A 21,294-nucleotide genomic window follows, 5' to 3' on the forward strand; every position below is an offset into this window, starting at 1 on the left:
CCTGAAAGCCTAGAGGGAGATGGGCTGGTCCGTGGGACGGACCGGGGAGGGAAGCTGGGTGGCACCTTCGAGGTACTCGTCGACCGCCGCTGCGGCCGCACGGCCCTCGGCGATCGCCCACACGATGAGCGACTGACCGCGACCGGCGTCGCCGGCCACGAACACACCGGGCTGGTTCGTCTGGTAGTCCTGCTCCCTGGCCACGTTGCCGCGGCCCGTGAACGGGAGCTGGAACTGCGACTCGAGCGCAGCCTCCTCCGGGCCGGTGAAGCCGAGGGCGAGCAGCACGAGGTCCGCGGGGATCTCCCGTTCGGTCCCGCTCTTCGGGACACGGCGGCCGTCGATGAACTCCGTCTCCGCGACACGGATGGCTCGCACCTCTCCGGCGTCGTTGGCGAGGAACTCGACGGTGGACACCAGGAACTCGCGGTCACCACCCTCCTCGTGCGCGCTCGCGACCTCGAACAGGGTGGGCATCATGGGCCACGGCTGGTGCTCGGGTCGCTCCCCCGCCGGCTGGGTGCCGATCGCCAGGTTCGTGACGGACGCGGCGCCCTGACGGTGAGCGGTGCCGATGCAGTCGGCGCCGGTGTCGCCGCCGCCGAGGACGACGACGTGCTTGTCCTCCGCCGTGATCTGGTCCGACACCGTGTCGCCGGCACCGACCCGGTTCGCCTGGACGAGGTACTCCATCGCGAAGTGCACGCCCGACAGGTCGCGACCCGGGATCGGGAGGTCGCGCGGCACCATCGCGCCGGTGGCGATGACGACGGCGTCGTACCGGGCGCGGAGCTCGTCCCAGGTGATGTCGACACCGATGTTCACGCCGGCCCGGAAGCGCGTCCCCTCGTCCTGCATCTGCTTCAGCCGGATGTCGAGGTGCTTCTTCTCCATCTTGAAGTCCGGGATGCCGTACCGGAGCAGACCGCCGATGCGGTCGTCACGCTCGTAGACGGCCACGGTGTGGCCGGCACGCGTGAGCTGCTGGGCTGCTGCGAGACCGGCAGGTCCCGACCCGACGACGGCGACCGTCTTCCCGGTCAACCGCTCCGGCGGGTGCGATTCGACCCAACCGTTCGCGAACGCCTGGTCGATGATGGACACCTCGACCTGCTTGATCGTGACCGCGGGCTGATTGATCCCCAGGACGCACGAACTCTCACACGGAGCCGGGCACAGACGTCCCGTGAACTCGGGGAAGTTGTTGGTGGCGTGCAGGCGCTCGATGGCCGAACGCCCCTCACCACGCCACATCAGGTCGTTCCACTCGGGGATGAGGTTGCCGAGCGGGCAGCCCTGGTGACAGAACGGGATGCCGCAGTCCATGCAGCGCCCGGCCTGCTTCCGCACGGTCGCCGGATCGCTCTGCTCGTAGACCTCTTTCCAGTCCATGATGCGGACCGGCACAGGCCGACGTTTCGGGAGCTCCCGCTCCGGTACCTTCAGGAATCCCTTGGGATCAGCCACCGGTCACCTCCAAGATTCGGTTCCAAACGATGTCGCCGTCGGGGTCGAGCCCCTCGTCGAGCGCGGTCTGTCGTGTCGCCAGGACCGCCGCGTAGTCGCGCGGCAGGACCTTGACGAATCTGGTGACCGTGTCCTCGAAGTCCGCGAGCAGGCGGCCGGCGAGCGGCGACCCCGTCTCGAGGACGTGCCGTTCGAGGAGGTCGTGGACGATCTCGACGTCAGCGCTGTCGAGCTCCGACAGGGTCAGCTCACCGGAGGCGAGCGAGTCGCGGTTCACCTGGTCGCGCTGCAGGTCGAACACGTAGGCGGTCCCGCCCGACATGCCGGCGCCGAGGTTCCTGCCGGTCTGCCCGAGGATGAGCGCCAGCCCACCGGTCATGTACTCCAGGGCGTGGTCGCCGACGCCCTCGACGACCGCCGTGGCACCGGAGTTGCGCACCAGGAAGCGTTCGCCGACGATCCCGCCGAGGAACATCGTGCCCTGGGTCGCGCCGTAGCCGATGACGTTGCCGGCGATGACGTTGTCCTCGGGGAGGAACGCGGCGCTCTCGGGCGGTCTGACGACGATCTGCCCGCCGGACAGGCCCTTGCCGACGTAGTCGTTCGAATCGCCGACCAGGCGCAGCGCGATGCCGCCCGGGAGGAACGCGCCGAACGACTGCCCGGCCGAGCCGCGCAGGGTGACGTCGATGCTGCCGGCCGGAAGGCCGTTCTCGCCGTGACGGCGGGTGACCTCGTGGCCCAGCATGGTGCCGACGGCGCGCTCGGTGTTGCGGATGGGCAGGTCCACGGAGAAGTGACCACCGTGCTCCAACACCTCCGCGGCCGCGGTGATGAGCTGCTGGTCGAAGTGCTTGTCGAGTTCGTGCTCCTGAGCCCGACGGTTGATCCGCGGTTCGTCGTCGGCGAAGACCGGGCCGACGAGGACGGGCGACAGGTCGAGACCGGACGCCTTCCAATGATCGATCGCGCGGTCGGCGTCGATCAGCTCGTTGTGGCCGATGGCCTCCTCGAGCGTGCGGAATCCGAGCTCGGCGAGATACTCGCGCACTTCTTGAGCGATGAACTCGAAGAAGTTGACGACGAACTCCGGCTTGCCGGTGAACCGCTGACGGAGCACGGGGTTCTGGGTCGCGACACCGACGGGGCAGGTGTCGAGGTGGCAGACGCGCATCATGACACAACCGGAGACGACGAGCGGTGCGGTCGCGAACCCGAACTCCTCCGCGCCGAGCAGCGCACCGATGACGACGTCACGGCCGGTCTTCATCTGACCGTCCACCTGCACGACGACGCGGTCGCGCATGTTGTTGAGCATCAGGGTCTGCTGGGTCTCGGCGAGGCCCAGCTCCCACGGCGTACCGGCGTGCTTCAACGAGTTCAACGGGCTCGCGCCGGTCCCGCCGTCGTGGCCCGAGACGAGGATCACGTCGGAGAGCGCCTTCGCGACGCCCGCCGCGACCGCACCGATGCCGGACTGGCTGACCAGCTTCGTGTGGATCCGGGCCTTCGGGTTCGCACGCTTCAGGTCGAAGATCAGCTGTTTGAGGTCCTCGATGGAGTAGATGTCATGGTGCGGTGGCGGCGAGATCAAGCCGACACCGGCCGTCGCGTGCCGGGTCCGGGCCACCCACGGGTAGACCTTCGTCGGGGGCAGCTGCCCACCCTCGCCGGGCTTCGCGCCCTGGGCGAGTTTGATCTGGATGTCGTCGGCGTGGGTCAGGTACATGCTCGTCACGCCGAACCGGCCGGACGCGACCTGCTTGATCGCACTGCGTCGCGTCGGGTCCAGCAGACGATCGACGTCCTCGCCGCCCTCGCCCGTGTTGGACTTCGCGCCGATGCTGTTCATCGCGATCGCCAGGGTCTCATGGGCCTCCCGCGAGATCGAGCCGTAGCTCATCGCCCCGGTCGAGAACCGCTTGACGATCGAGGAGACCGACTCCACCTCGTCCAGCGGGACCGGCGGACGGGCGCCCGCGCGGAGCGTGAACATCCCTCGCAGCGTCATGAGCTGTGCCGCCTGTGAGTCGACCATGTGCGTGTACTCACGGAAGATGTCGTACCGGCGGGTCTTCGTGGCGTGCTGGAGCTTGAAGACGGTCTCGGGGTTGAAGAGGTGTGGTGAGCCGTCGCGCCGCCACTGGTACTCGCCACCGGACTGCAGGCGTTCGTGCGCGGTCGACGCGGCGTCCTCCGGGTAGGCGTAGCGGTGACGCTTCGCGTTCTCCTCGGCGATGACCTCGATGCCGACGCCCCCGAGCTTCGTCTCGGTGCCGGTGAAGTAGGTCTCGACGAGCTGCTCACTCAGGCCGACCGCTTCGAACGCCTGCGCACCCGCGTAGGAGGAGACGGTCGAGATGCCCATCTTGGACATGATCTTCAGGACGCCCTTGCCGAGCGCCTTGATGACGTTCTTCACGGCCTGTTCGCGCGTGACGCCCTGGATGAGACCGCTGCGGACGAGATCCTCGCAGCTCTCCATCGCCAGGTACGGGTTGATCGCCGACGCGCCGTACCCGATCAGCAGGGCGACATGGTGGACCTCGCGGACGTCGCCGGCTTCGACGACGAGCCCGACCTTCATCCGGTTCTCGGCGCGGATGAGATGGTGGTGGACGGCGGCCAGCGACAGCAGCGACGGGATCGGGGCGAGATCCGAGTTCGAGTCACGATCGCTGAGGACGATGAACTCCGAGCCTGCGAGGATCGCCTCGTCGACCTCGGCGCACATCTCGCGGAGCCTGGACTCGAGGCCCGCGGCTCCGTCCTCGACCCGGTACAGCGCCCGCACCGTGGCCGTCAGCGGGCTCCCCGGGGTCGGGTCGATGTGTTGGATCTTCGCCAGCTCGTCGTTGTCGATGACCGGGAAGTCGAGCACGACCTGCTTCGCATGCTCCGGACCCCAGGACAGCAGGTTCCGCTCCGGCCCGAGGCCGAGCTTCAGGGAGGTGACGACCTCCTCTCGGATGGAGTCGAGCGGCGGGTTCGTCACCTGCGCGAACTGCTGCACGAAGTAGTCGAACAGGAGCCGTGGCCGATCCGAGAGCACGGCGATCGGCGTGTCGGAGCCCATCGCTCCGAGCGGCTCCGCGCCGTTCTGGCCCATCGGCTGGAGGAGGATGCGGACCTCCTCCTCCGTGTACCCGAAGGTCCGCTGGCGGCGGGTCACCGAAGCGGGCGTGTGCACGATGTGCTCGCGCTCGGGGAGGTCGCTGAGGTTGATCCGGCCCTGCTCGAGCCACTCGCCCCAGGGGGCGGAGGCCGACAGCTCGTCCTTGATCTCGTCGTCCTCGATGATGCGTCCTGCGACGGTGTCGACGAGGAACATCTTGCCCGGACGCAGACGGCCCTTGCGCTTCACCCGGCTCGGCTCGATGTCGAGCACGCCGATCTCGCTGCCGAGGACGACGAGCCCGTCGGTGGTCTCCAGCCAGCGTCCCGGGCGCAGCCCGTTGCGGTCGAGGGTGGCGCCCACGAGCGAGCCGTCGGTGAAGGTGAGGGCGGCCGGACCGTCCCACGGTTCCATCTGCATGGAGTTGAACTCGTAGAAGTCTCGACGCTGCTGCGAGAGACCGGTCTGCTTCTCCCAGGCCTCGGGCACCATCATCATCATCGCGTGCGGCAGCGACCGGCCCGTCAGCGTCAGCAGCTCGAGCACCTCGTCGAAGGACGCGGAGTCACTCGCACCGGGCGTGATGATGGGGAGTAGTGGCCGGACGTCGCCGATGAGTTCGGACTCGAGCTGGGACTGACGGGCGCGCATCCAGTTGCGGTTGCCCTCCACCGTGTTGATCTCGCCGTTGTGCGCCATCATCCGCAGGGGCTGGGCGAGCGGCCACGACGGGAACGTGTTGGTGGAGTACCGGGAGTGCACGATGGCGAGCTTGGTCGCGAACCGTTCGTCGGAGAGATCCGGGTAGAAGGGTTCGAGCTGCAGGGTGGTGACCATGCCCTTGTAGACGAGGGTCCGGCTGGACAGGGAGATGAAGTACGCGCCGAGTTCGCGCTCCGCGCGCTTCCGCAGACGGAAGGCGAGGCGGTCGAGGGCGATGCCGGACGGCTTCGAGGGGTCCGACCCGGTGACGAACAGCTGCTCGAAGGCGGGCATGGCGGCGCGCGCGAGCTTGCCCAGCTCGTCGGGGTCGACGGGGACCTCGCGCCAACCGAGCACCGTGAGCTGCTCGTCGGCGGCGATCGCCGCGATCTCGGACTTGAGGAGCGCTCGTGCCGAGTCGTCCGTGGGGAGGAAGGCGATCCCGACCGCGTACTCGCCGAGCGGCGGGAGTTCGAACCCGGCGACGCCGCGCAGGAACTCATCGGGCATCTGGGTGAGGATGCCGGCGCCGTCGCCGGTGCCTGCGTCGGAACCGATCGCACCTCGGTGCTCCAGGTTCCGGAGCGAGCCGAGTGCGGCGTCGATGATGCTGTGCGAGGCGTCGCCCGTCAGGGTCGCCACCATCGCCAGACCGCAGGCGTCCTTCTCGTTCGCCGGGTCGTACATGCCCTGCTTGGGCGGGACTGCGCTGAACGAAGCGTACGGTGCATGCGCCATGGGATTACCGTCCTCACGAATGGGGGATCAGAAGCGGGACGTCACTGGCCCTGGAACGAAACGGTTGGTGGACCCCGTGCGTCGTCGGGATCCACCCGGCCGGAGTGAGGGTATGCCTGGCCTAGGAGGGTGAGCCGGTCTTGCTTGTGGCGACCGTGTCCTTGGACGTCGGAGCGGACGATGCAGTGCTCCGTGGACGACCGGCATCATCGCCGGTCGCGGCACTGCGCAGCCCCAGGTTCTCCGCGTCGGTGTCGTAGTAGTCTACCGCAGCCTTCGGATCGTTCCAGGCGCGACCGGCGACATAGGCCGACGGCTCCGTGCCGGTGTGACGGCGCGACTGGATGACGATGATCGCGATACCCACGACGATCGCGAGGATGGCGGCCCACACGTTGGCGCGGATGCCGAACAGGTACTCGCTCGGGTCGATCCGGATGGTCTCCCAGACGGTGCGGCCGGCGCCGTACCAGATGAGGTATACGCCGAAGAGCCGACCCCACTGCGGGTTGAAGCGGTGACCGATCCACAGGATGACGGCGACACCGAGGAGGTTCCAGATGATCTCGTACAGGAACGTCGGGTGGAACAGGGTGCCGGCCGGCAGACCGATCGGGAACGCCGGGTTGCTGGCCTCGATCTCCAGGCCCCACGGCAGGTCGGTCGGCAGACCGTACAGCTCGTGGTTGAAGTAGTTGCCGAGGCGCCCGAAGGCCTGTGCGAGCAGCAGCCCTGGCGCCAGCGCGTCGGCGAAGGTCCAGAAGCGGATGCCCGTCATCCGGCAGCCGATGTAGGCGCCGACGGCTCCTCCGAGGAGCGAACCGAAGATCGCGATGCCGCCCTCCCAGATGTAGAGCGTACGCAGGAGGTCGGCGCCCGGGTAGAAGTAGTCCCCGGGGTGCGTCAAGACGTGGAAGATCCGCGCTCCGATGATGCCGAGCGGAATGGCCCACAGGATGATGTCGAGCACGATGCCCGGCTCGGCTCCGCGCTTGGTCAGGCGACGGGAGGTCAGGATGGTCGCGACGACGATCCCGGCGATGATGCACAGCGCGTACATGTGCACCGTGAACGGACCGACGCTGAACGACGCGATGTCCGGGTTCGGGCTCGGGATGCTGAGGGGTGCAATCACTGCAGTGGTCGCCTTTCGTTACGAACTCTGATCGAGTGTACGGCCTTCGGCATCGCGGACGTGCTGAGGCTACCCTCAGCGCGCCCGTCGACGGAATGCCGCGACGGGTCCGGGCGTGCGGCTCAGCGCTTGGTGCCGGCTGCGAGCGACCGGACGACCTCGGTGACAGCGGGGACGCCGCCGTCGGCGAGGGCCTTGACGAAGACCGACCCGACGATCGCGCCGTTGGCGTACTCGAGGACGGATCGCACCTGCTCGGCCGTCGAGATGCCGATACCCACGCAGGCGTGCTCGGCGCCGGCTGCGCGGAGGCGTCCGACGAGCGTCTTGGCGGCGGCGTCGAGATCCTGCCGCGCTCCCGTGATACCCATCGTCGAGACGGTGTAGACGAAGCCCTTCGAGTGCTCGGTCACGAGCGAGAGGCGCTCGTCACTCGACGTCGGGGCCGCGAGGAAGACGCGGTCGAGCCCCAGTCGCTCGCTGACGTCCAGCCACTCCGCGGCGGCGTCCGGGGTGATGTCCGGCGTGATCAGGCCGGCTCCCCCCGCCGCAGCGAGGTCTGAGGCGAAACGCTCGACGCCGTACTGCGTCACCGGGTTCCAGTAGGTCATGACGAGGACCGGGACGTCGACCGCGGCGCGGATCGCACTGACCGCCGTGAAGACGTCGCGCAGTCTGAAGCCTCCGGCCAGCGCCGTCATGGTGGCGGCTTGGATGACGGCACCGTCCATGACCGGATCGGAGTAGGGCACACCCAGCTCGAGGACGTCGACGCCGTTCTGCGCCAGCGCGATGGCGGCATCGATGCTCGTCTGGAGATCGGGGAACCCGACCGGCAGGTACCCGATGAGTGCGCCGGCGCGTTCGGTCGCTGCGGCGTCGATGGCCGTCGAGACGGCCGACGCCACGGCGGGGCCCGCCTGCTGAGCGGTCATGCGTTGCGCCCGGCTTCGTCGAGGAGCCCGAAGTAGGCACCAGCGGTCTCGACGTCCTTGTCGCCACGTCCTGACAGGTTGACCAGGATGGTCGCGTCGGGACCCAGCTCCTTGCCGAGCACGATGGCACCCGCGAGGGCGTGCGCCGACTCGATGGCCGGGATGATCCCCTCGGTCCGGCTCAGGAGCCGGAACGCCTCCATCGCCTCCGCGTCGGTCGCGGGGACGTACGTCGCGCGTCCGGTGTCGGCGAGCCAGGCGTGCTCGGGGCCGACGCCCGGGTAGTCGAGCCCGGCGGAGATGGAGTGCGACTCGACCGTCTGGCCGTCGTCGTCCTGGAGGACGAACGTCCGGGCACCGTGGAGGACGCCGGGACGTCCGCGTCCGATGGACGCGGCGTGTCGAGGGGTGTCGACGCCGTCGCCGGCCGCCTCGACACCGTAGAGGGCGACGTCCGCGTCGTCGAGGAAGGCGTGGAAGATGCCGATGGCGTTCGAGCCGCCGCCGACACAGGCGACGACCGCGTCGGGGAGGGACCCGTTCAGTTCGAGGAGCTGGGCGCGAGCCTCCTCGCCGATGATCTTCTGGAAGTCGCGCACCATGACGGGGAAGGGGTGTGGTCCCGCAGCGGTGCCGAAGAGGTAGTTGGTCGTCTCGACCGAGGCGACCCAGTCGCGGTACGCCTCGTTGATCGCGTCCTTGAGCGTGCGCGAGCCGGAGGTGACCGGGATGACGGTGGCGCCGAGGAGGCGCATGCGTGCGACGTTGAGCGCCTGCCGTTCGGTGTCGACCTCGCCCATGTAGATCGTGCAGTCGAGACCGAACAGGGCGGCGGCGGTCGCCGTGGCGACCCCGTGCTGACCTGCCCCGGTCTCGGCGATCACGCGCGTCTTGCCGATGCGCTTCGTCAGCAGCGCCTGGCCGAGCACGTTGTTGATCTTGTGGGACCCGGTGTGATTGAGGTCCTCGCGCTTGAGGAAGATGCGCGCTCCGCCGGCGGAGGCTGCGAACCGCGGGACCTCGGTGATGATCGACGGTCGGCCGGCGTAGTCGCGCAGCAGCGTGGTGAGCTCGGCCTGGAAGGTCTCATCGACCTTCGCGGCCTCGTAGGCGGCTGCCAGCTCGTCGACCGCGGCGATGAGCGCCTCCGGCATGTAGCGTCCGCCGAAGTCGCCGAAGAACGGGCCGGCTTCGTCTCGCAGGTGGGTGGGCTCGGTGTTCGCGGGCGTGGGGGGTGACAGGGTCATTCGGATGCTCCCAGGAACTGTTCGAGGGTGGCGACGGGGTCGCCGGTGACGAGTGCTTCGCCGACCAGGACGACGTCCGCGCCGTCACGTCGGTAGGCTGCGACGTCCGACGCGCCGAGCACGGCGGACTCGGCGATCTTGATCGCGTCGGCGGGGAACCGGTCCGTCAGCGAGCCGAAGAGGTTGCGATCGAGTTCGAAGGTGCTGAGGTTCCGCGCGTTGACGCCGATGAGCCGGGCGCCGATGTCGCTCGCCCGAGCGAGCTCGTCAGCCGAGTGGGTCTCGACCAATGGCGTCATGCCGAGCTGGACGACGAGCTCGTGCAGCGACAGCAGGGTGGGCTGGTCGAGCCCGGCGACGATGAGCAGGACGAGGTCTGCGCCCGCGGCCCGGGCCTCGAAGACCTGATAGGGCAGCGAGATGAAGTCCTTGCGCAACACCGGGATCCGGATCGACGCACGGACGGCTTCGAGGTCGCCCAGCGAACCGCCGAACTTCCGCCCCTCCGTGAGGACACTGACCGCACTGGCGCCGCCCTGCTCGTAGAGCGAGGCGAGGAGCGCCGGGTCGGGGATGTCGGCCAAGGCGCCTCGAGAGGGGCTCGACCGCTTGACCTCGGCGATGATCTTCACGCGCTCGGCAGGAGCGAGCGCGGCCAACGCATCGATCGCCGGAGGGGCGTCGACCGCCAGAGCCTCGACGGCTGCAGCCGGACGGCCCGCGAGGCGCCCGAGGGCATCCTCCTTCGCGCCGGCCATCAGGTCGGCGAGCATGTTCAGTGCTCTTTCGCCAGGGTCTTGGAGCCGCCGACGCCGTACCCGGCCTTGGCGAGGATGCCACCGGTGATCCAACCGAGGAGCAGCACACCGGCCGAGATCCAGACGAGCAGGGGCATGTCGAGCCAGAAGAAGACCGTACCGGCGGCGAACGCGACCAACATGATGATCACGGCGGTCCAGGCGGCGGGCGAGTGTCCGTGGCCGGGGTCCGAGGGGTCGGTGCTCATGGTTCTCCTTCTGTGCGGGTGCGGTTTCCAGTGTACCGGCAAGTCATGGACGGTTCCGTGCGTGGGCCACGAGTTCCCAGGTGGCCTGAGCCCCGGCCTCGACTCACCGGGTGGGGTCGTCGCCGCGGCTGAGGTCGTCCCAGGCGCCGACCGGATCGGCGCTCGGGGCCGACTCGACCTGCGTGAAACGCACGGCCTGGTACTTGCGCGACGGGCCGGGCCACATCCGGTGCGTGACCGCGGTGGCGAGGCCGGCGAGACCGAGGACGATTCCGAGGACCAGCGCGACGGCCGGCCACGCGGTGAGCGACGTCGCGGCGACGAGGTCGACGGTCGACTGGTTGCCGGCGACGCCCGTCGCCTCCGTCACGGCCGCTGCGCCGGCGGTCGCGGGAGCGGTGAGGACGGTGATCGCCGAGATGGCGACGCACACGCCGATCACTGCCTCGAGCACACCGAGGATGATGCGGAAGACCGGCCCGGCGATCGCCAGGGCGGCGACGAGCGCCAGACCGGCGAGCGCGAGCGCCGACAGGGCTGGGGCCGCGACGGACCCCACCACGTCGAGGGCACCGGAGTGCGGTCCGACGCCGACGAGGCTGATCGAGAGCCAGGACTGCGTCCACGCGGCGAGGATGAGGGCGTTCGCCAGGACCGCGGTGACGAGGAGCAGCGTCTTCAGACGGCGCTGACGGCTGCGGAGGGCCCGCGCCTCGAGGTCGTCGGCCGGGGACGCTTCAGGCGCGGACGATGCTGTCTCATTGGTCTCGGTCATGCTCGAACTCGATTCATGGTGTCGACGATGGCGCGGCGACGACGTCGAGGCTCCGGGCGTCGAAGCAGCTGCGGGTGCCCGTGTGGCACGCGGCGCCGAGCTGGTCGACCTCCACCAACAGGGTATCGCCGTCGCAGTCGTAGGAGACCCCTCGCACGAACTGTGCGTGCCCGGAGGTGTCGCCCTTCCGCCAGTACTCTTGGCGGGATCGCGACCAGTAGGTGACGCGTCCCTCGGTCATCGTGCGACGAACGGCTTCGGCGTCCATCCAGCCGAGCATGAGGACCTCCCGGGAGTCCCACTGCTGGACCACGGCAGGGATCAGCCCCTGCGCGTCGAAGGTGAGTTGCCGGATCGCGGTCTCCGGGTCGGCTCCGACGGGGATGGTGATGTCGGCGCTCATGCTCGGACCGTCCAACCCGCATCGGCGAGCTCCTGCTTGACCTGTCCGATCGTCAGCTCCCCGTTGTGGAAGACGCTGGCTGCGAGGACGGCGTCAGCGCCGGCTGCGATCGCCGGCGGGAAGTCGGCGAGCTTGCCCGCCCCACCGGACGCGATCACCGGCACCCGGCTCACCTCGCGCATGGCGCGGATGAGCTCGGTGTCGAAGCCGGCCTTGGTGCCGTCGGCGTCGATCGAGTTCACCAGCAACTCCCCCGCTCCGCGTTCGATCGCCTCGGCCGCCCAGACGAGCGCGTCGAGTCCGGTCTCACGACGACCACCGTGCGTCGTGACGATCCATCCCGACGCGCTGCCGGCGTGCCGCTTGACGTCCAGCGAGAGCACCAGCACCTGCGCACCGAACCGGTCGGCGATCTCTCCGAGGAGCTCCGGCCGTGCGATCGCCGCGCTGTTCACCCCGACCTTGTCGGCTCCGCTCGCGAGGAGCCGCGACACGTCGTGCGTGGTCCGCACGCCGCCGCCCACGGTCAGCGGGATGAAGACCTGTTCCGCCGTGCGGCTGACGAGGTCGTAGGTGGTCTCGCGTTCGGCGACGGTCGCGGTGACGTCGAGGAAGGTGAGTTCGTCGGCGCCCTGCTCGGCGTACCGCTTGGCGAGCTCGACGGGATCGCCGGCATCGCGCAGATCGAGGAAGTTGACCCCCTTCACGACGCGGCCGTCGGCGACGTCGAGGCAGGGGATGACTCGGGTGGCGAGTGACACGATGGCCTCCGCGGGGCGACTGGAGCGGTCTGGGATGGGTTCGGTGCTCAGAGTCGAGCCGCGTGGATCGCCGTGACGAGGATCGCGCGCGCGCCGAGCTCGTAGAGGCGGTCCATGACGTCGTTCGCCTCGCCGCGCGGGATCATGACCCGGACGGCCACCCACTCGGGGTCGCGCAGCGGCGAGATCGTCGGCGACTCGATGCCACCGGCGACCGCGGTGGCCTGCTCCAGGAGTCGGACCGGGAGGTCGTAGTCGACGAGCACGTACTGCCGCGCGACGAGGACTCCCTGCAGACGACGGATGAGGGTGGCCGTGCTGGGCTTCGTCTCGGGAGAGGCGATGAGGACGGCTGTGGAGTCGAGGATGACGGGGCCGAAGATGCCGAGGCCGGCCTTCCTGAGGGTCGTACCGGTGGAGACCACGTCGGCGACCGCGTCGGCGACCCCGAGCTGGACGGCGGATTCGACCGCGCCGTCGAGGTGGACGAGCGTCGCGTCGACACCGGCCTCGCGCAGGAAGTTCCCGACCAGGCCGGGGTAGCTCGTGGCGACGGTCTTCCCGGCGAGGTCGGAGAGTTCCGCGAACTCCCCTGCCGGACCAGCGAAGCGGAAGGTGGAACCCCCGAAGCCGAGTTCGGCGAGTTCGGTCGCAGCGGAGTGCGAGTCGAGCAGGAGGTCGCGGCCCGTGATGCCGATATCGAGCGCACCCGAACCGACGTACGTCGCGATGTCCCGCGGACGCAGGTAGAAGAACTCGACGTCGTTCCGCGCGTCGACGACGTGCAGCTCCTTGGTGTCGCGGCGGGTGGCGTACCCGGCCTCCTGGAGCATCTCGACGGCGGTCTCGGACAGCGAGCCCTTGTTGGGCACGGCGACTCTCAGCATGGGGATCTCATCTCGTGGCGTGGTGGCGTGCGGGGTGCGCGGACCCATGGCGTCGGGGTCCGTCCTCGACGGTTCCCGGAGACGGTTGTGCTCCGGCGGACTCGTCCGGCCTACAGATGTCGGTAGACGTCGGCGGGGGTGAGGCCCTTCGCCACCATCATCACCTGCACGTGGTAGATCAGCTGGGAGATCTCCTCGGCCGTCTCGGTGTCGCTCTGGTACTCGGCCGCCATCCAGACCTCGGCCGCCTCTTCGACGATCTTCTTCCCGATGCCGTGCACGCCGGTGTCGAGTTCGCGGACCGTGCCGGACCCCTCAGGCCGGGACTCGGCCTTCTGGCGCAGCTCGTCGAACAGCTCGTCGAAGGTTTTCACGTGCTCCAGGGTACCGGTTCCGGGCGGGGGTGCGCGCCGCCGGGGTGGACGGAGCGGGTCGCGGGCTCAGTGGCTGTGCGTCGACGCCTCGGCGGCGGCCCGCAGCAGCGCGATGTTCGCTGCCGGGTCGGACCCGCTGTAGACCGCAGACCCCGCGACGAAGGTGTCCGCACCGGCTTCCGCGGCGATCCCGATCGTGTCCGCGGAGATCCCACCGTCGACCTGCAGCCAGACGTCGAGACCGGTCCGCGCGACCTCGGCGGAGAGCGCGCGCAGTTTGGGCATGGTCTCCGGCATGAACGACTGCCCGCCGAAGCCCGGTTCGACCGTCATGACGAGCACCTGGTCGAACTCCGGCAGCAGCTCGAGGTACGGCTCGATGGACGTGCCCGGCTTCACGGCGATCCCGGCGCGCGCTCCGATGGAGCGCAGGCGCCTGGCCAGGGCGACGGGGTCGGTGGCCGCCTCGGCGTGGAACGTCACCGAGTAGGCGCCGAGCTCGGCGTAGCCGGGAGCCCAGCGGTCGGCGTCCGAGATCATGAGGTGGACGTCGAGCGGGATCGGCGAGACGTCCTGGATCCGTCCGACCATCTGCGTGCCGAAGGTGAGGTTCGGGACGAAGTGGTTGTCCATGACGTCGACATGGACGAGGTCGGCGGTGGCGATCCGCTCCAGATCGGTCTGGAGGTTCACGAAGTCGGCGGACAGGATGCTCGGGTTGATACGCACGGACATGTGATCGAGCCTAGCGATCGACAGTGGGTTCGGCCGCCGCCGCGGGCTTCCGCAGCAGCGCGATGAACATGGCGTCGGTCCCCTGCCGGTGCGGCCAGAGCTGCACGGCGCCACCGGGGGCGGCTGCGTCGAGCGGTTCCACCGTGACCCGGTCGAGGATCTCGGCCGTGTCGAGCCGTTCCATCGTGGGGTGGGCGCGGAGGGCGCTCTCCACGATGAGGGCGGTCTCGGCGACGTGCGGCGAGCACGTCACGTACGCGACGATGCCACCGGGGGCGAGCGCCAGGATCGCGGCGTCGAGGAGCGACGATTGGAGACGGGTCAGGTCGGCGACGTCCTTCGGGGTCTTCCGCCAGCGCGCCTCCGGTCGTCGACGCAACGCACCGAGGCCCGTGCAGGGGGCGTCGAGGAGGATGCGGTCGTACCCCTCCGGACGTGAGGCCGCGAGCGTCGCACCGTCGGCGGTCGACACCTCCACCTCGAGCGGGACACCGGCGAGTGCGCGCTCGACGAGGCGTGCCCGAGCGGGGACGAGTTCGTTCGCGTCGAGGTGTGCTCCCCCGGCCAGGGCCTCGGCGGCCAAGAGCGCCGCTTTCCCGCCGGGTCCTGCGCAGAGGTCGAGCCAGCGTTCGCCGGCCGTGACCGGCTCAGCCCGGGTGAGGGCGAGTGCCGCGAGCTGCGAGCCTTCGTCCTGCACCCGGAGACGACCGCCGCCGGTGCCGACGAGCTGGACCGGGTCTCCGCCGGGGCTCCGGAACCCGTAGGGCGAGAACCGGTTGGGCTCGGCGTCCGTCGGCCGTTCGGCGAGGCCCGGCAGCGCGACGAGGTTGACCTGCGGCGCGAGGTTGTCGGCGTCGAGGGCGGCTTCGAGTTCGTCGCCGTGGCCCTGGAGGTCCAGGGACTGGCGGATCGCCCGGACGACCCACGAGGGGTGGGCGGTCGCGATGGCGAGGCGATCGGTGTCGTTCGTGGCCTCGTCGAGGAGGAGACGTTCCCACTCGGCGGGTTCGGTCCGCGAGATGGTGCGGAGCACACCGTTGGTGAATCCGGCGGCCGACCGCGACCCGGCCGAGCGTGCGAGTTCGACCGACTCGTTCACCGCGGCATGGCCGGCGACACGCATGGAGAGGAGCTGATGCGCGCCGAGCCGGAGGACGTCGAGGATCGCGTCGTCGATCTCCGTGACCGGTCGCTTCGCGACGAGCGCGATCACCCGGTCGTAGTAGCCACGACGACGGAGCGTCCCGTAGGTCAGCTCGGTGGCGAGTCCGGCGTCGGCCGGATTCAGCTTCGCCTCCGCGAGACGGTGCGGGAGCAGGAGGTTCGCGTACGCGTCGGAGGTGCTGACCGCGTGGACGACGTCGAAGGCGACCCGGCGGGCGGGCTGCACGGTCGACGAGTCGCGCGGCCGGGTCGGACGCTGCCGACCCCGTCGTGGCTCCTCGCTCTGTGGACGTCGGTCGCGGCGTGGTCTGCCGTCGGGTTGCTGAGCGCTCATGCGGTCACCAGCCGATCCGTGCCGTTGGCGGCACCCCTCCACCAGTCGGCGGCCGGCATGGCGGTCCGTCCGGCCGGCTGTACCTGGAGCAGCTGGAGTGGGGTGTCGAGGGTCCCCACGAGGATCAGACCGTCGAACTCGACGATCGTGCCGGGAGCCGGCGGGTCGATCGGGAGGTCGGGGGCCGGGGCGGCGGCGTGCACCTTCAACCGTGCGTCGTCGACGAGGGTGTACGCACCGGGCTCCGGCGTGACCCCTCGGATGTGCGACCACACCTCGGAACCGGGGCGGTCCCACTGGATGCGGCCGGCGAGGCCGTCGAGCTTCGGCGCGAGCGTGGGCTGTCCTTCCTGTGGGACGGCGACGGCGGTGCCAGAGGCGATCGCGGCGACGACGTCCACCGTCAGCGGTGCCCCGAGGTCCGCGAGGCGGTCGAGGAGGCGCCCTGCGGTCTCCCCCAAGCCGATGGGCGTCTCGATCGTCGCGAAGACGTCGCCGGCGTCGAGCGCCGGCACGAGCCGGAAGACCGATGCCCCGGTGACCTGGTCCCCGGCCATCACGGATCGTTGGACGGGCGCCGCTCCGCGCCAGGCCGGCAGGAGGGAGAAGTGCAGATTGATCCACCCGTGCTCGGGCGCCGACAGGAGCGGTTCACGCACGAGCCCGCCGTACGCGACGATGACACCGAGGTCAGGACGCAGGGCCGAGATCTGGGCGGTCGCCTCGTCGTCGAGCTTGGCGGCGCGGACGACGTCGAGCCCGAGGCGCTCGGCGGCCGCGGCGACGGGTGACGGTGTGAGGACGCGTTTACGACCGATCGGCGCGTCGGGACGGGTCACCACGGCGGCGATCTCGTGCCCGGCTTCGACGAGTGCCTCGAGGGTCGGAACGGCTACGGTCGGGGTGCCGGCGAAGACGAGCCTCACGCGGTTCGGCATTCGTGGTCGGGGTGGATCATGACAGCATCTCCGGATCGTCGAATCGTACTCTGAGTGTAGGCGGGGCCTTCGGCGCCCGCCTGCCGGGGGTCGGTCGTCGGCGCTTCGCCGCTTGGGCGACGACGGTCGCGCGCAACTGCTCGGCGACCGCACGGGCGTGCCCGTAGTCGACGCGGAGGATCGCGACGGTCTCCCCCGCGTCGTCGACCGTGGGGCCGAGGACTCGGCTCCGGTACTCCGGCGGCAGGCCGGCGAGGGCGGCGTCGACCGCCTCGCGGGTGCCGGTGAGGGTCGCACTCCTGACCGCCGGTGGGAAGCCGAGCTCGCGGCGTTCGGCGAGTTCTTCGCTCGCGAACCGTGGCTGCTGCCAGAGGGCGAGGGCGTTCGCGACCGGCGCTTCGACGCCGATGAGCAGCACCGGAGCGCGTGGCGCCGCCAGCGCGGCGGCGTTCGACCACCATCGGAGGCAGTCCTCGGCCACGCGGAGCGACTCACGTGCGAGCATGCGGTCGGCGTCGACCAGGAGCACGGCGGCGTACCCGCCGTCCGCGATCGGCTCGGCACCCCGCGTCGCGATCACCAGGGCCGGTTCCGACCCCACCTCGAGCTTCGGTGCATCGCCGTCGGACACCACGACCCGGTATCGGGGGAAGGCACGACCGAGTTCCTCGGCGGTCCGGCCCGTCCCTGCCGCCGTGACGCGGAACGCGGTGTCGTGGCACGTCTCGCACGACCACCCGGTTGCGAGGTGACCACACCAACGGCAGGAAGGCTGTGACCGCGCCGTCGCCAGGAGGAGTGGACCGTGACACACCGAGCAGTGGACCCTCGTCCCGCAACGGCGGCAGGCGAGATGCGGCGCGTATCCGGGACGCGCCACCTGCACCAGCACGGGACCGTGGTGCAATGCCTCGTCGACGGCCCGCCACGCGCTCGACGGGATGCGGGCCTGGCTCGTCATGGCGTCGTCGCCACTCGCTCGGGACACGACCACCCGCGGACGGACGGGGGGTGTCGGTGACACCTCGCGCAACCACCCGAGCTCGACCAGACGCTGCGTCTCGGTACTCCGCGAATGGGCGGCGAAGACGAGCGCGGCGCCGCTCATCTCCTGCCTCGTCAGGGCGACGTCGCGGGCGTGTACGTACGGGGCGAGCTGCTCCTGATGGAGTGGATCCCCGTCGTCCCAGAGGGCGATGAGGCCGAGGTCGTGCGCGGGCGCGTACACGGCCGAACGGTTGCCCACCACGATCCGGGGCACGGGGTGCAGGCCGTCCAGGTAGGAGCGGTACCGCGCCGCGGGGGTCTGCTTCGCATCGGCCCGCGCGACCGCGGACCCGGCCCCGAGGTCCTCCAGCGCGGCCAGGAGGTGCTCGACGTCGCGATAGTCGGGCACGGCGAGGATCGTGCTGCGCCCTGCGGCGAGTTGGTTCACCGCGAGGGCTGCGAAGGTGAAGGACCAGTCGGGCAGCGATGTGCCCGTGGACGTGGCCGTCAACGCCGGGATCGCCGTGACCGCGTACCGCTCGCCAGGCTCGACCCGGTCGAGTGTGCCGGGAGCGAAACCTGGGACGGTGCGTCGCTCCACGGCGGCGGGTTCCGGCGGCGTGGTCGCGGCCCAGGTCTTCTCCACCCGGACCTGCCTCGGCGGGATCGCGAGGCGCAGGACGTCCATCGCGCTGCCGGCGCTGCGATCGGCGACGCGACGCGCCAGCGTCCACAAGGCCGGGGTCAGCACCGGCACCGACGACACGACCGACTGCACCGGACTGAGCGTCCCACTGAACTCGCTCGAGTCCGTGAGGTCGACGATGAACCCGTTCGCCGATCTCCCTGCCGACCGGAACGGGACCGTCACCCGGGCACCGAGCACCGCGTCGTCGGCGAGCTCGGCGGGCACGGCGTAGTCGAACAGGTGGTCGAGCTGCGGCAACGGCGAGTCGAGCACCACCCTGGCGACCCTCGCGCCTGCCACGACTAGAGCCCGGCTGCTGACCGCAACGCCTCCACCCGGTCGAGACGCTCCCAGGTGAAGTCGGGGAGCTCGCGGCCGAAGTGCCCGTAGGCGGCGGTGGCGGCGTAGATGGGCCGGATGAGGTCGAGGTCGGCGATGATCGCGGCGGGCCGGAGGTCGAAGACGTCCCGGATGGCACGCGTGATGTCGGCTTCGGGCACGTGCGCCGTCCCGAACGTCTCGACGTAGAGTCCGACCGGCGCCGCCTTGCCGATGGCGTAGGCGACCTGCACCTCGAGTCGCTCGGCGAATCCGGCGGCCACGGCGTTCTTCGCGACCCATCGCATGGCGTACGCGGCCGAACGGTCGACCTTCGACGGGTCCTTGCCGCTGAACGCTCCCCCGCCATGACGCGCGGCACCACCATAGGTGTCGATGATGATCTTGCGTCCGGTGAGGCCGGCGTCGCCCATGGGGCCGCCGACGACGAAGATACCGGTCGGGTTGATCAGGTGAGTGACGTTCGAGCTGTCGAGTTCGACCGTCGCGAGGACCGGCTCGATGACGTGGCGCTGGACGTCGCGGCGCAGCTGTTCGGTCGAGACGCCGGGGTTGTGCTGCGTGGAGACCACCACCGTCTCGACGGTCTTCGGCAGGAAACCGTCGTACCCGATCGTGACCTGGGTCTTGCCGTCCGGGCGCAGGTAGTCGAGCTGGCCCGACTTGCGGACCTCGGCGAGTCGCTCCGCGAGCCGGTGCGCGATCCAGCTGGGCAGCGGCATGTACTGCGGCGTCTCGGTCGTCGCGAACCCGAACATGATGCCCTGGTCGCCGGCGCCCTGGAGGTCGTAGGCGTCCACGCTGGACTGCTCGCGGGACTCGAAGGCGTGATCGACTCCTGCGGCGATGTCGGCGGACTGGGAGCCGATCGACACGCTGACCCCGCAGGAGTCCCCGTCGAAGCCGATGTCCGACGAGGTGTATCCGATGGAGCGGATGCGCTCGCGGACGATCGTCGGGATGTCGACGTAGCCGCTCGTGGAGACCTCGCCGGCGACGTGGACGAGACCGGTGGTGACGAGTGTCTCGACGGCGACTCGACTGCGCGGATCCACCTGGAGGAGTGCGTCGAGGATGCTGTCCGAGATCTGGTCGCAGATCTTGTCGGGGTGGCCCTCGGTCACGGATTCGGAGGTGAACAGGCGCAGCTCGGTCATGCGGTCTCCCGTCGGAAGTGGTGGAGCGGAGGTGGAGGGGCGGCCGTCGCAGACGTCGAGGCCAGAGCCTTCATCACTCTAGCCCAGGCCTCCGACGTGGCATCCGTCCGTGACGCGAGACGTCGTCGGCGGTACGCCTGCCCGGACACGACGAATCCGCCGGTCGTCTGGCGCCCGGCGGATTCGTCGTGGTGAGGGTGCTACTCGGCGATCGGCTTGATCTGGAGCTTGTCCTCGTTGATCTCGTGCATCGCGATGGAGAGCGGCTTGTCCTCGACGGACGAGTCGACCAGCGGCCCGACGTTGTCGAACAGGCTGCCCTCGTGGAGGTCGGCGTAGTAGTCGTTGATCTGGCGCGCGCGCTTGGACGCGAAGATCACGAGCGCGTACTTGGACTCGACCTTGGTGAGCAGGGAGTCGATGGGCGGATCGATGATGCCCTTGAGCTTGTCAGCCATGCAGGTTCACACTCCTCGTGTGGTTGTGTTCGGGGAAGATCTGATCGATGCGGGGTGCGCGTCGGACGTCAATCCCCGTGAATCTTCATCAAGTCTACGACCTCTTGGGCCGCACGGGCCACGTCGTCGTTCACGACACGGTGGTCGAACTCGTCCGCAGCGGCCAGTTCGACCTTCGCGGTGCGCAGTCTACGCTCCCGTTCCTCCTCGTCCTCGGTGCCTCGCCCCACGAGCCGACGGACGAGTTCGTCCCAGCTCGGAGGCAGGAGGAAGACGAGGGTCGCCTCCGGCATCGCCGCTCTGACCTGCCTGGCACCCTGGATGTCGATCTCCAGGAGCGCGCTGTCTCCGGCGGCGAGGGCACGCTCGATCGGCTCGCGCGGCGTGCCGTACCGGTAGGCGTTGTGCACCGTCGCGTACTCGAGGAGCCGGTCGCCGGCGATGAGCCCGTCGAACTCGTCGTCGTCCACGAAGTAGTAGTTGACCTCGTGTTGTTCGCCCGGGCGCGGCTTCCGCGTCGTGGCGGAGACGGAGAGGTGCACCTCCGGGTAGTGGTCGCGGATGTAGGCCGCGACGGTCCCCTTACCGACGGCCGTCGGGCCGGCGAGCACTACGAGTCGGCTGCGGGCCGTGCCCGGGTACCGTTCCGCGATGAACGCGCGGAGGCGTTCCCGCTGCAGTCGGCCGAGTCCGCCGAGACGTTTGACGGAGGAGATGCCGAGCGATTCGAGGATGCGCCCGAGCTTCGTGACCCCGACGCTCGGGATGCTGAGGAGGTACTCGGTGACGCGGACGCCTCCTTCGATGCCGTCGGGATCCGCCGTCGCGGCGTCGAGGACCTCGAGCGGCGTGCGCGCGCCCGAGGCGATGGAGGCCTTGACGGTGGCACGGGCACGTCGCTTGCGGACGGCCTCCCGGGAGGCCGCTGCCCGGTCGACCTCCGGCATGC

General features: G+C 69.8%; 19 protein-coding genes. All 19 read right to left on the reverse strand.

Going from position 1 to position 21,294, the window contains the following annotated elements:
- Positions 1-9 precede the first annotated feature (9 nt).
- Positions 10-1,467 carry a glutamate synthase subunit beta gene (locus ASE44_RS03405; RefSeq protein WP_056005718.1) on the reverse strand — a complete coding sequence of 486 codons (1,458 nt, stop codon included), beginning with the start codon at positions 1,465-1,467 and terminating at the stop codon, positions 10-12.
- A complete protein-coding gene (gltB, locus tag ASE44_RS03410) occupies positions 1,460-6,022 on the reverse strand; it encodes a glutamate synthase large subunit (protein ID WP_056777446.1) in 4,563 nt (1,520 codons plus the stop codon). Before gltB ends, ASE44_RS03405 begins: the two co-directional genes overlap by 8 nt.
- 121 nt (positions 6,023-6,143) lie before the next feature.
- Positions 6,144-7,157, reverse strand: coding sequence for a prolipoprotein diacylglyceryl transferase (lgt, locus tag ASE44_RS03415; protein WP_056005724.1), 1,014 nt, complete (start codon positions 7,155-7,157; stop codon positions 6,144-6,146).
- 122 nt (positions 7,158-7,279) lie between these two features.
- Positions 7,280-8,092, reverse strand: coding sequence for a tryptophan synthase subunit alpha (gene trpA / locus ASE44_RS03420; protein WP_082455750.1), 813 nt, complete (start codon positions 8,090-8,092; stop codon positions 7,280-7,282).
- On the reverse strand, positions 8,089-9,339 hold the full coding sequence (gene trpB / locus ASE44_RS03425) for a tryptophan synthase subunit beta (RefSeq protein WP_056005726.1): 1,251 nt from the start codon (positions 9,337-9,339) through the stop codon (positions 8,089-8,091). The genes trpA and trpB overlap by 4 nt, the downstream gene beginning before the upstream one ends.
- Positions 9,336-10,112, reverse strand: coding sequence for an indole-3-glycerol phosphate synthase TrpC (gene trpC, locus ASE44_RS03430; RefSeq protein WP_056777449.1), 777 nt, complete (start codon positions 10,110-10,112; stop codon positions 9,336-9,338). Before trpC ends, trpB begins: the two co-directional genes overlap by 4 nt.
- Before the next feature lie 2 nt (positions 10,113-10,114).
- Complete coding sequence (locus ASE44_RS03435; protein WP_056777451.1) at positions 10,115-10,345, reverse strand: DUF6704 family protein; 231 nt, start codon at positions 10,343-10,345, stop codon at positions 10,115-10,117.
- Between the two features lie 103 nt (positions 10,346-10,448).
- Positions 10,449-11,120, reverse strand: coding sequence for a Trp biosynthesis-associated membrane protein (locus tag ASE44_RS03440; protein ID WP_056777454.1), 672 nt, complete (start codon positions 11,118-11,120; stop codon positions 10,449-10,451).
- Between the two features lie 13 nt (positions 11,121-11,133).
- A complete protein-coding gene (hisI, locus tag ASE44_RS03445) occupies positions 11,134-11,523 on the reverse strand; it encodes a phosphoribosyl-AMP cyclohydrolase (RefSeq protein ID WP_056777457.1) in 390 nt (129 codons plus the stop codon).
- On the reverse strand, positions 11,520-12,284 hold the full coding sequence (hisF, locus tag ASE44_RS03450; protein ID WP_056777460.1) for an imidazole glycerol phosphate synthase subunit HisF: 765 nt from the start codon (positions 12,282-12,284) through the stop codon (positions 11,520-11,522). Before hisF ends, hisI begins: the two co-directional genes overlap by 4 nt.
- A gap of 47 nt (positions 12,285-12,331) precedes the next feature.
- Positions 12,332-13,171, reverse strand: coding sequence for an ATP phosphoribosyltransferase (gene hisG, locus ASE44_RS03455; protein ID WP_056005741.1), 840 nt, complete (start codon positions 13,169-13,171; stop codon positions 12,332-12,334).
- A 110-nt stretch (positions 13,172-13,281) separates the two neighbouring features.
- Positions 13,282-13,545 carry a phosphoribosyl-ATP diphosphatase gene (locus tag ASE44_RS03460; protein WP_056005744.1) on the reverse strand — a complete coding sequence of 88 codons (264 nt, stop codon included), beginning with the start codon at positions 13,543-13,545 and terminating at the stop codon, positions 13,282-13,284.
- A 66-nt stretch (positions 13,546-13,611) separates the two neighbouring features.
- Positions 13,612-14,280 (reverse strand): ribulose-phosphate 3-epimerase, encoded by a 669-nt coding sequence (rpe, locus tag ASE44_RS03465; RefSeq protein ID WP_056777463.1) that lies wholly within the window; start codon positions 14,278-14,280, stop codon positions 13,612-13,614.
- A 10-nt stretch (positions 14,281-14,290) separates the two neighbouring features.
- Positions 14,291-15,778, reverse strand: a complete 1,488-nt coding sequence (locus tag ASE44_RS03470; protein WP_082455752.1) for an RsmB/NOP family class I SAM-dependent RNA methyltransferase — start codon at positions 15,776-15,778, stop codon at positions 14,291-14,293.
- Complete coding sequence (gene fmt / locus ASE44_RS03475; RefSeq protein ID WP_056780815.1) at positions 15,775-16,704, reverse strand: methionyl-tRNA formyltransferase; 930 nt, start codon at positions 16,702-16,704, stop codon at positions 15,775-15,777. Before fmt ends, ASE44_RS03470 begins: the two co-directional genes overlap by 4 nt.
- Before the next feature lie 28 nt (positions 16,705-16,732).
- Positions 16,733-18,691, reverse strand: a complete 1,959-nt coding sequence (locus tag ASE44_RS03480; protein ID WP_056777467.1) for a hypothetical protein — start codon at positions 18,689-18,691, stop codon at positions 16,733-16,735.
- A 2-nt stretch (positions 18,692-18,693) separates the two neighbouring features.
- Complete coding sequence (gene metK / locus ASE44_RS03485) at positions 18,694-19,887, reverse strand: methionine adenosyltransferase (protein ID WP_056777469.1); 1,194 nt, start codon at positions 19,885-19,887, stop codon at positions 18,694-18,696.
- 200 nt (positions 19,888-20,087) lie between these two features.
- Positions 20,088-20,345: a DNA-directed RNA polymerase subunit omega gene (gene rpoZ, locus ASE44_RS03490; RefSeq protein ID WP_056005756.1), complete on the reverse strand. Its 258-nt coding sequence runs from the start codon at positions 20,343-20,345 to the stop codon at positions 20,088-20,090.
- A 68-nt stretch (positions 20,346-20,413) separates the two neighbouring features.
- Entirely contained in the window at positions 20,414-21,292 is an 879-nt protein-coding gene (gene gmk, locus ASE44_RS03495; protein WP_056005759.1) for a guanylate kinase, read from the reverse strand.
- Between the last annotated feature and the right edge of the window lie 2 nt (positions 21,293-21,294).

The organism is Plantibacter sp. Leaf1, assembly GCF_001421315.1.
Taxonomy (GTDB): Bacteria; Actinomycetota; Actinomycetes; order Actinomycetales; family Microbacteriaceae; genus Plantibacter.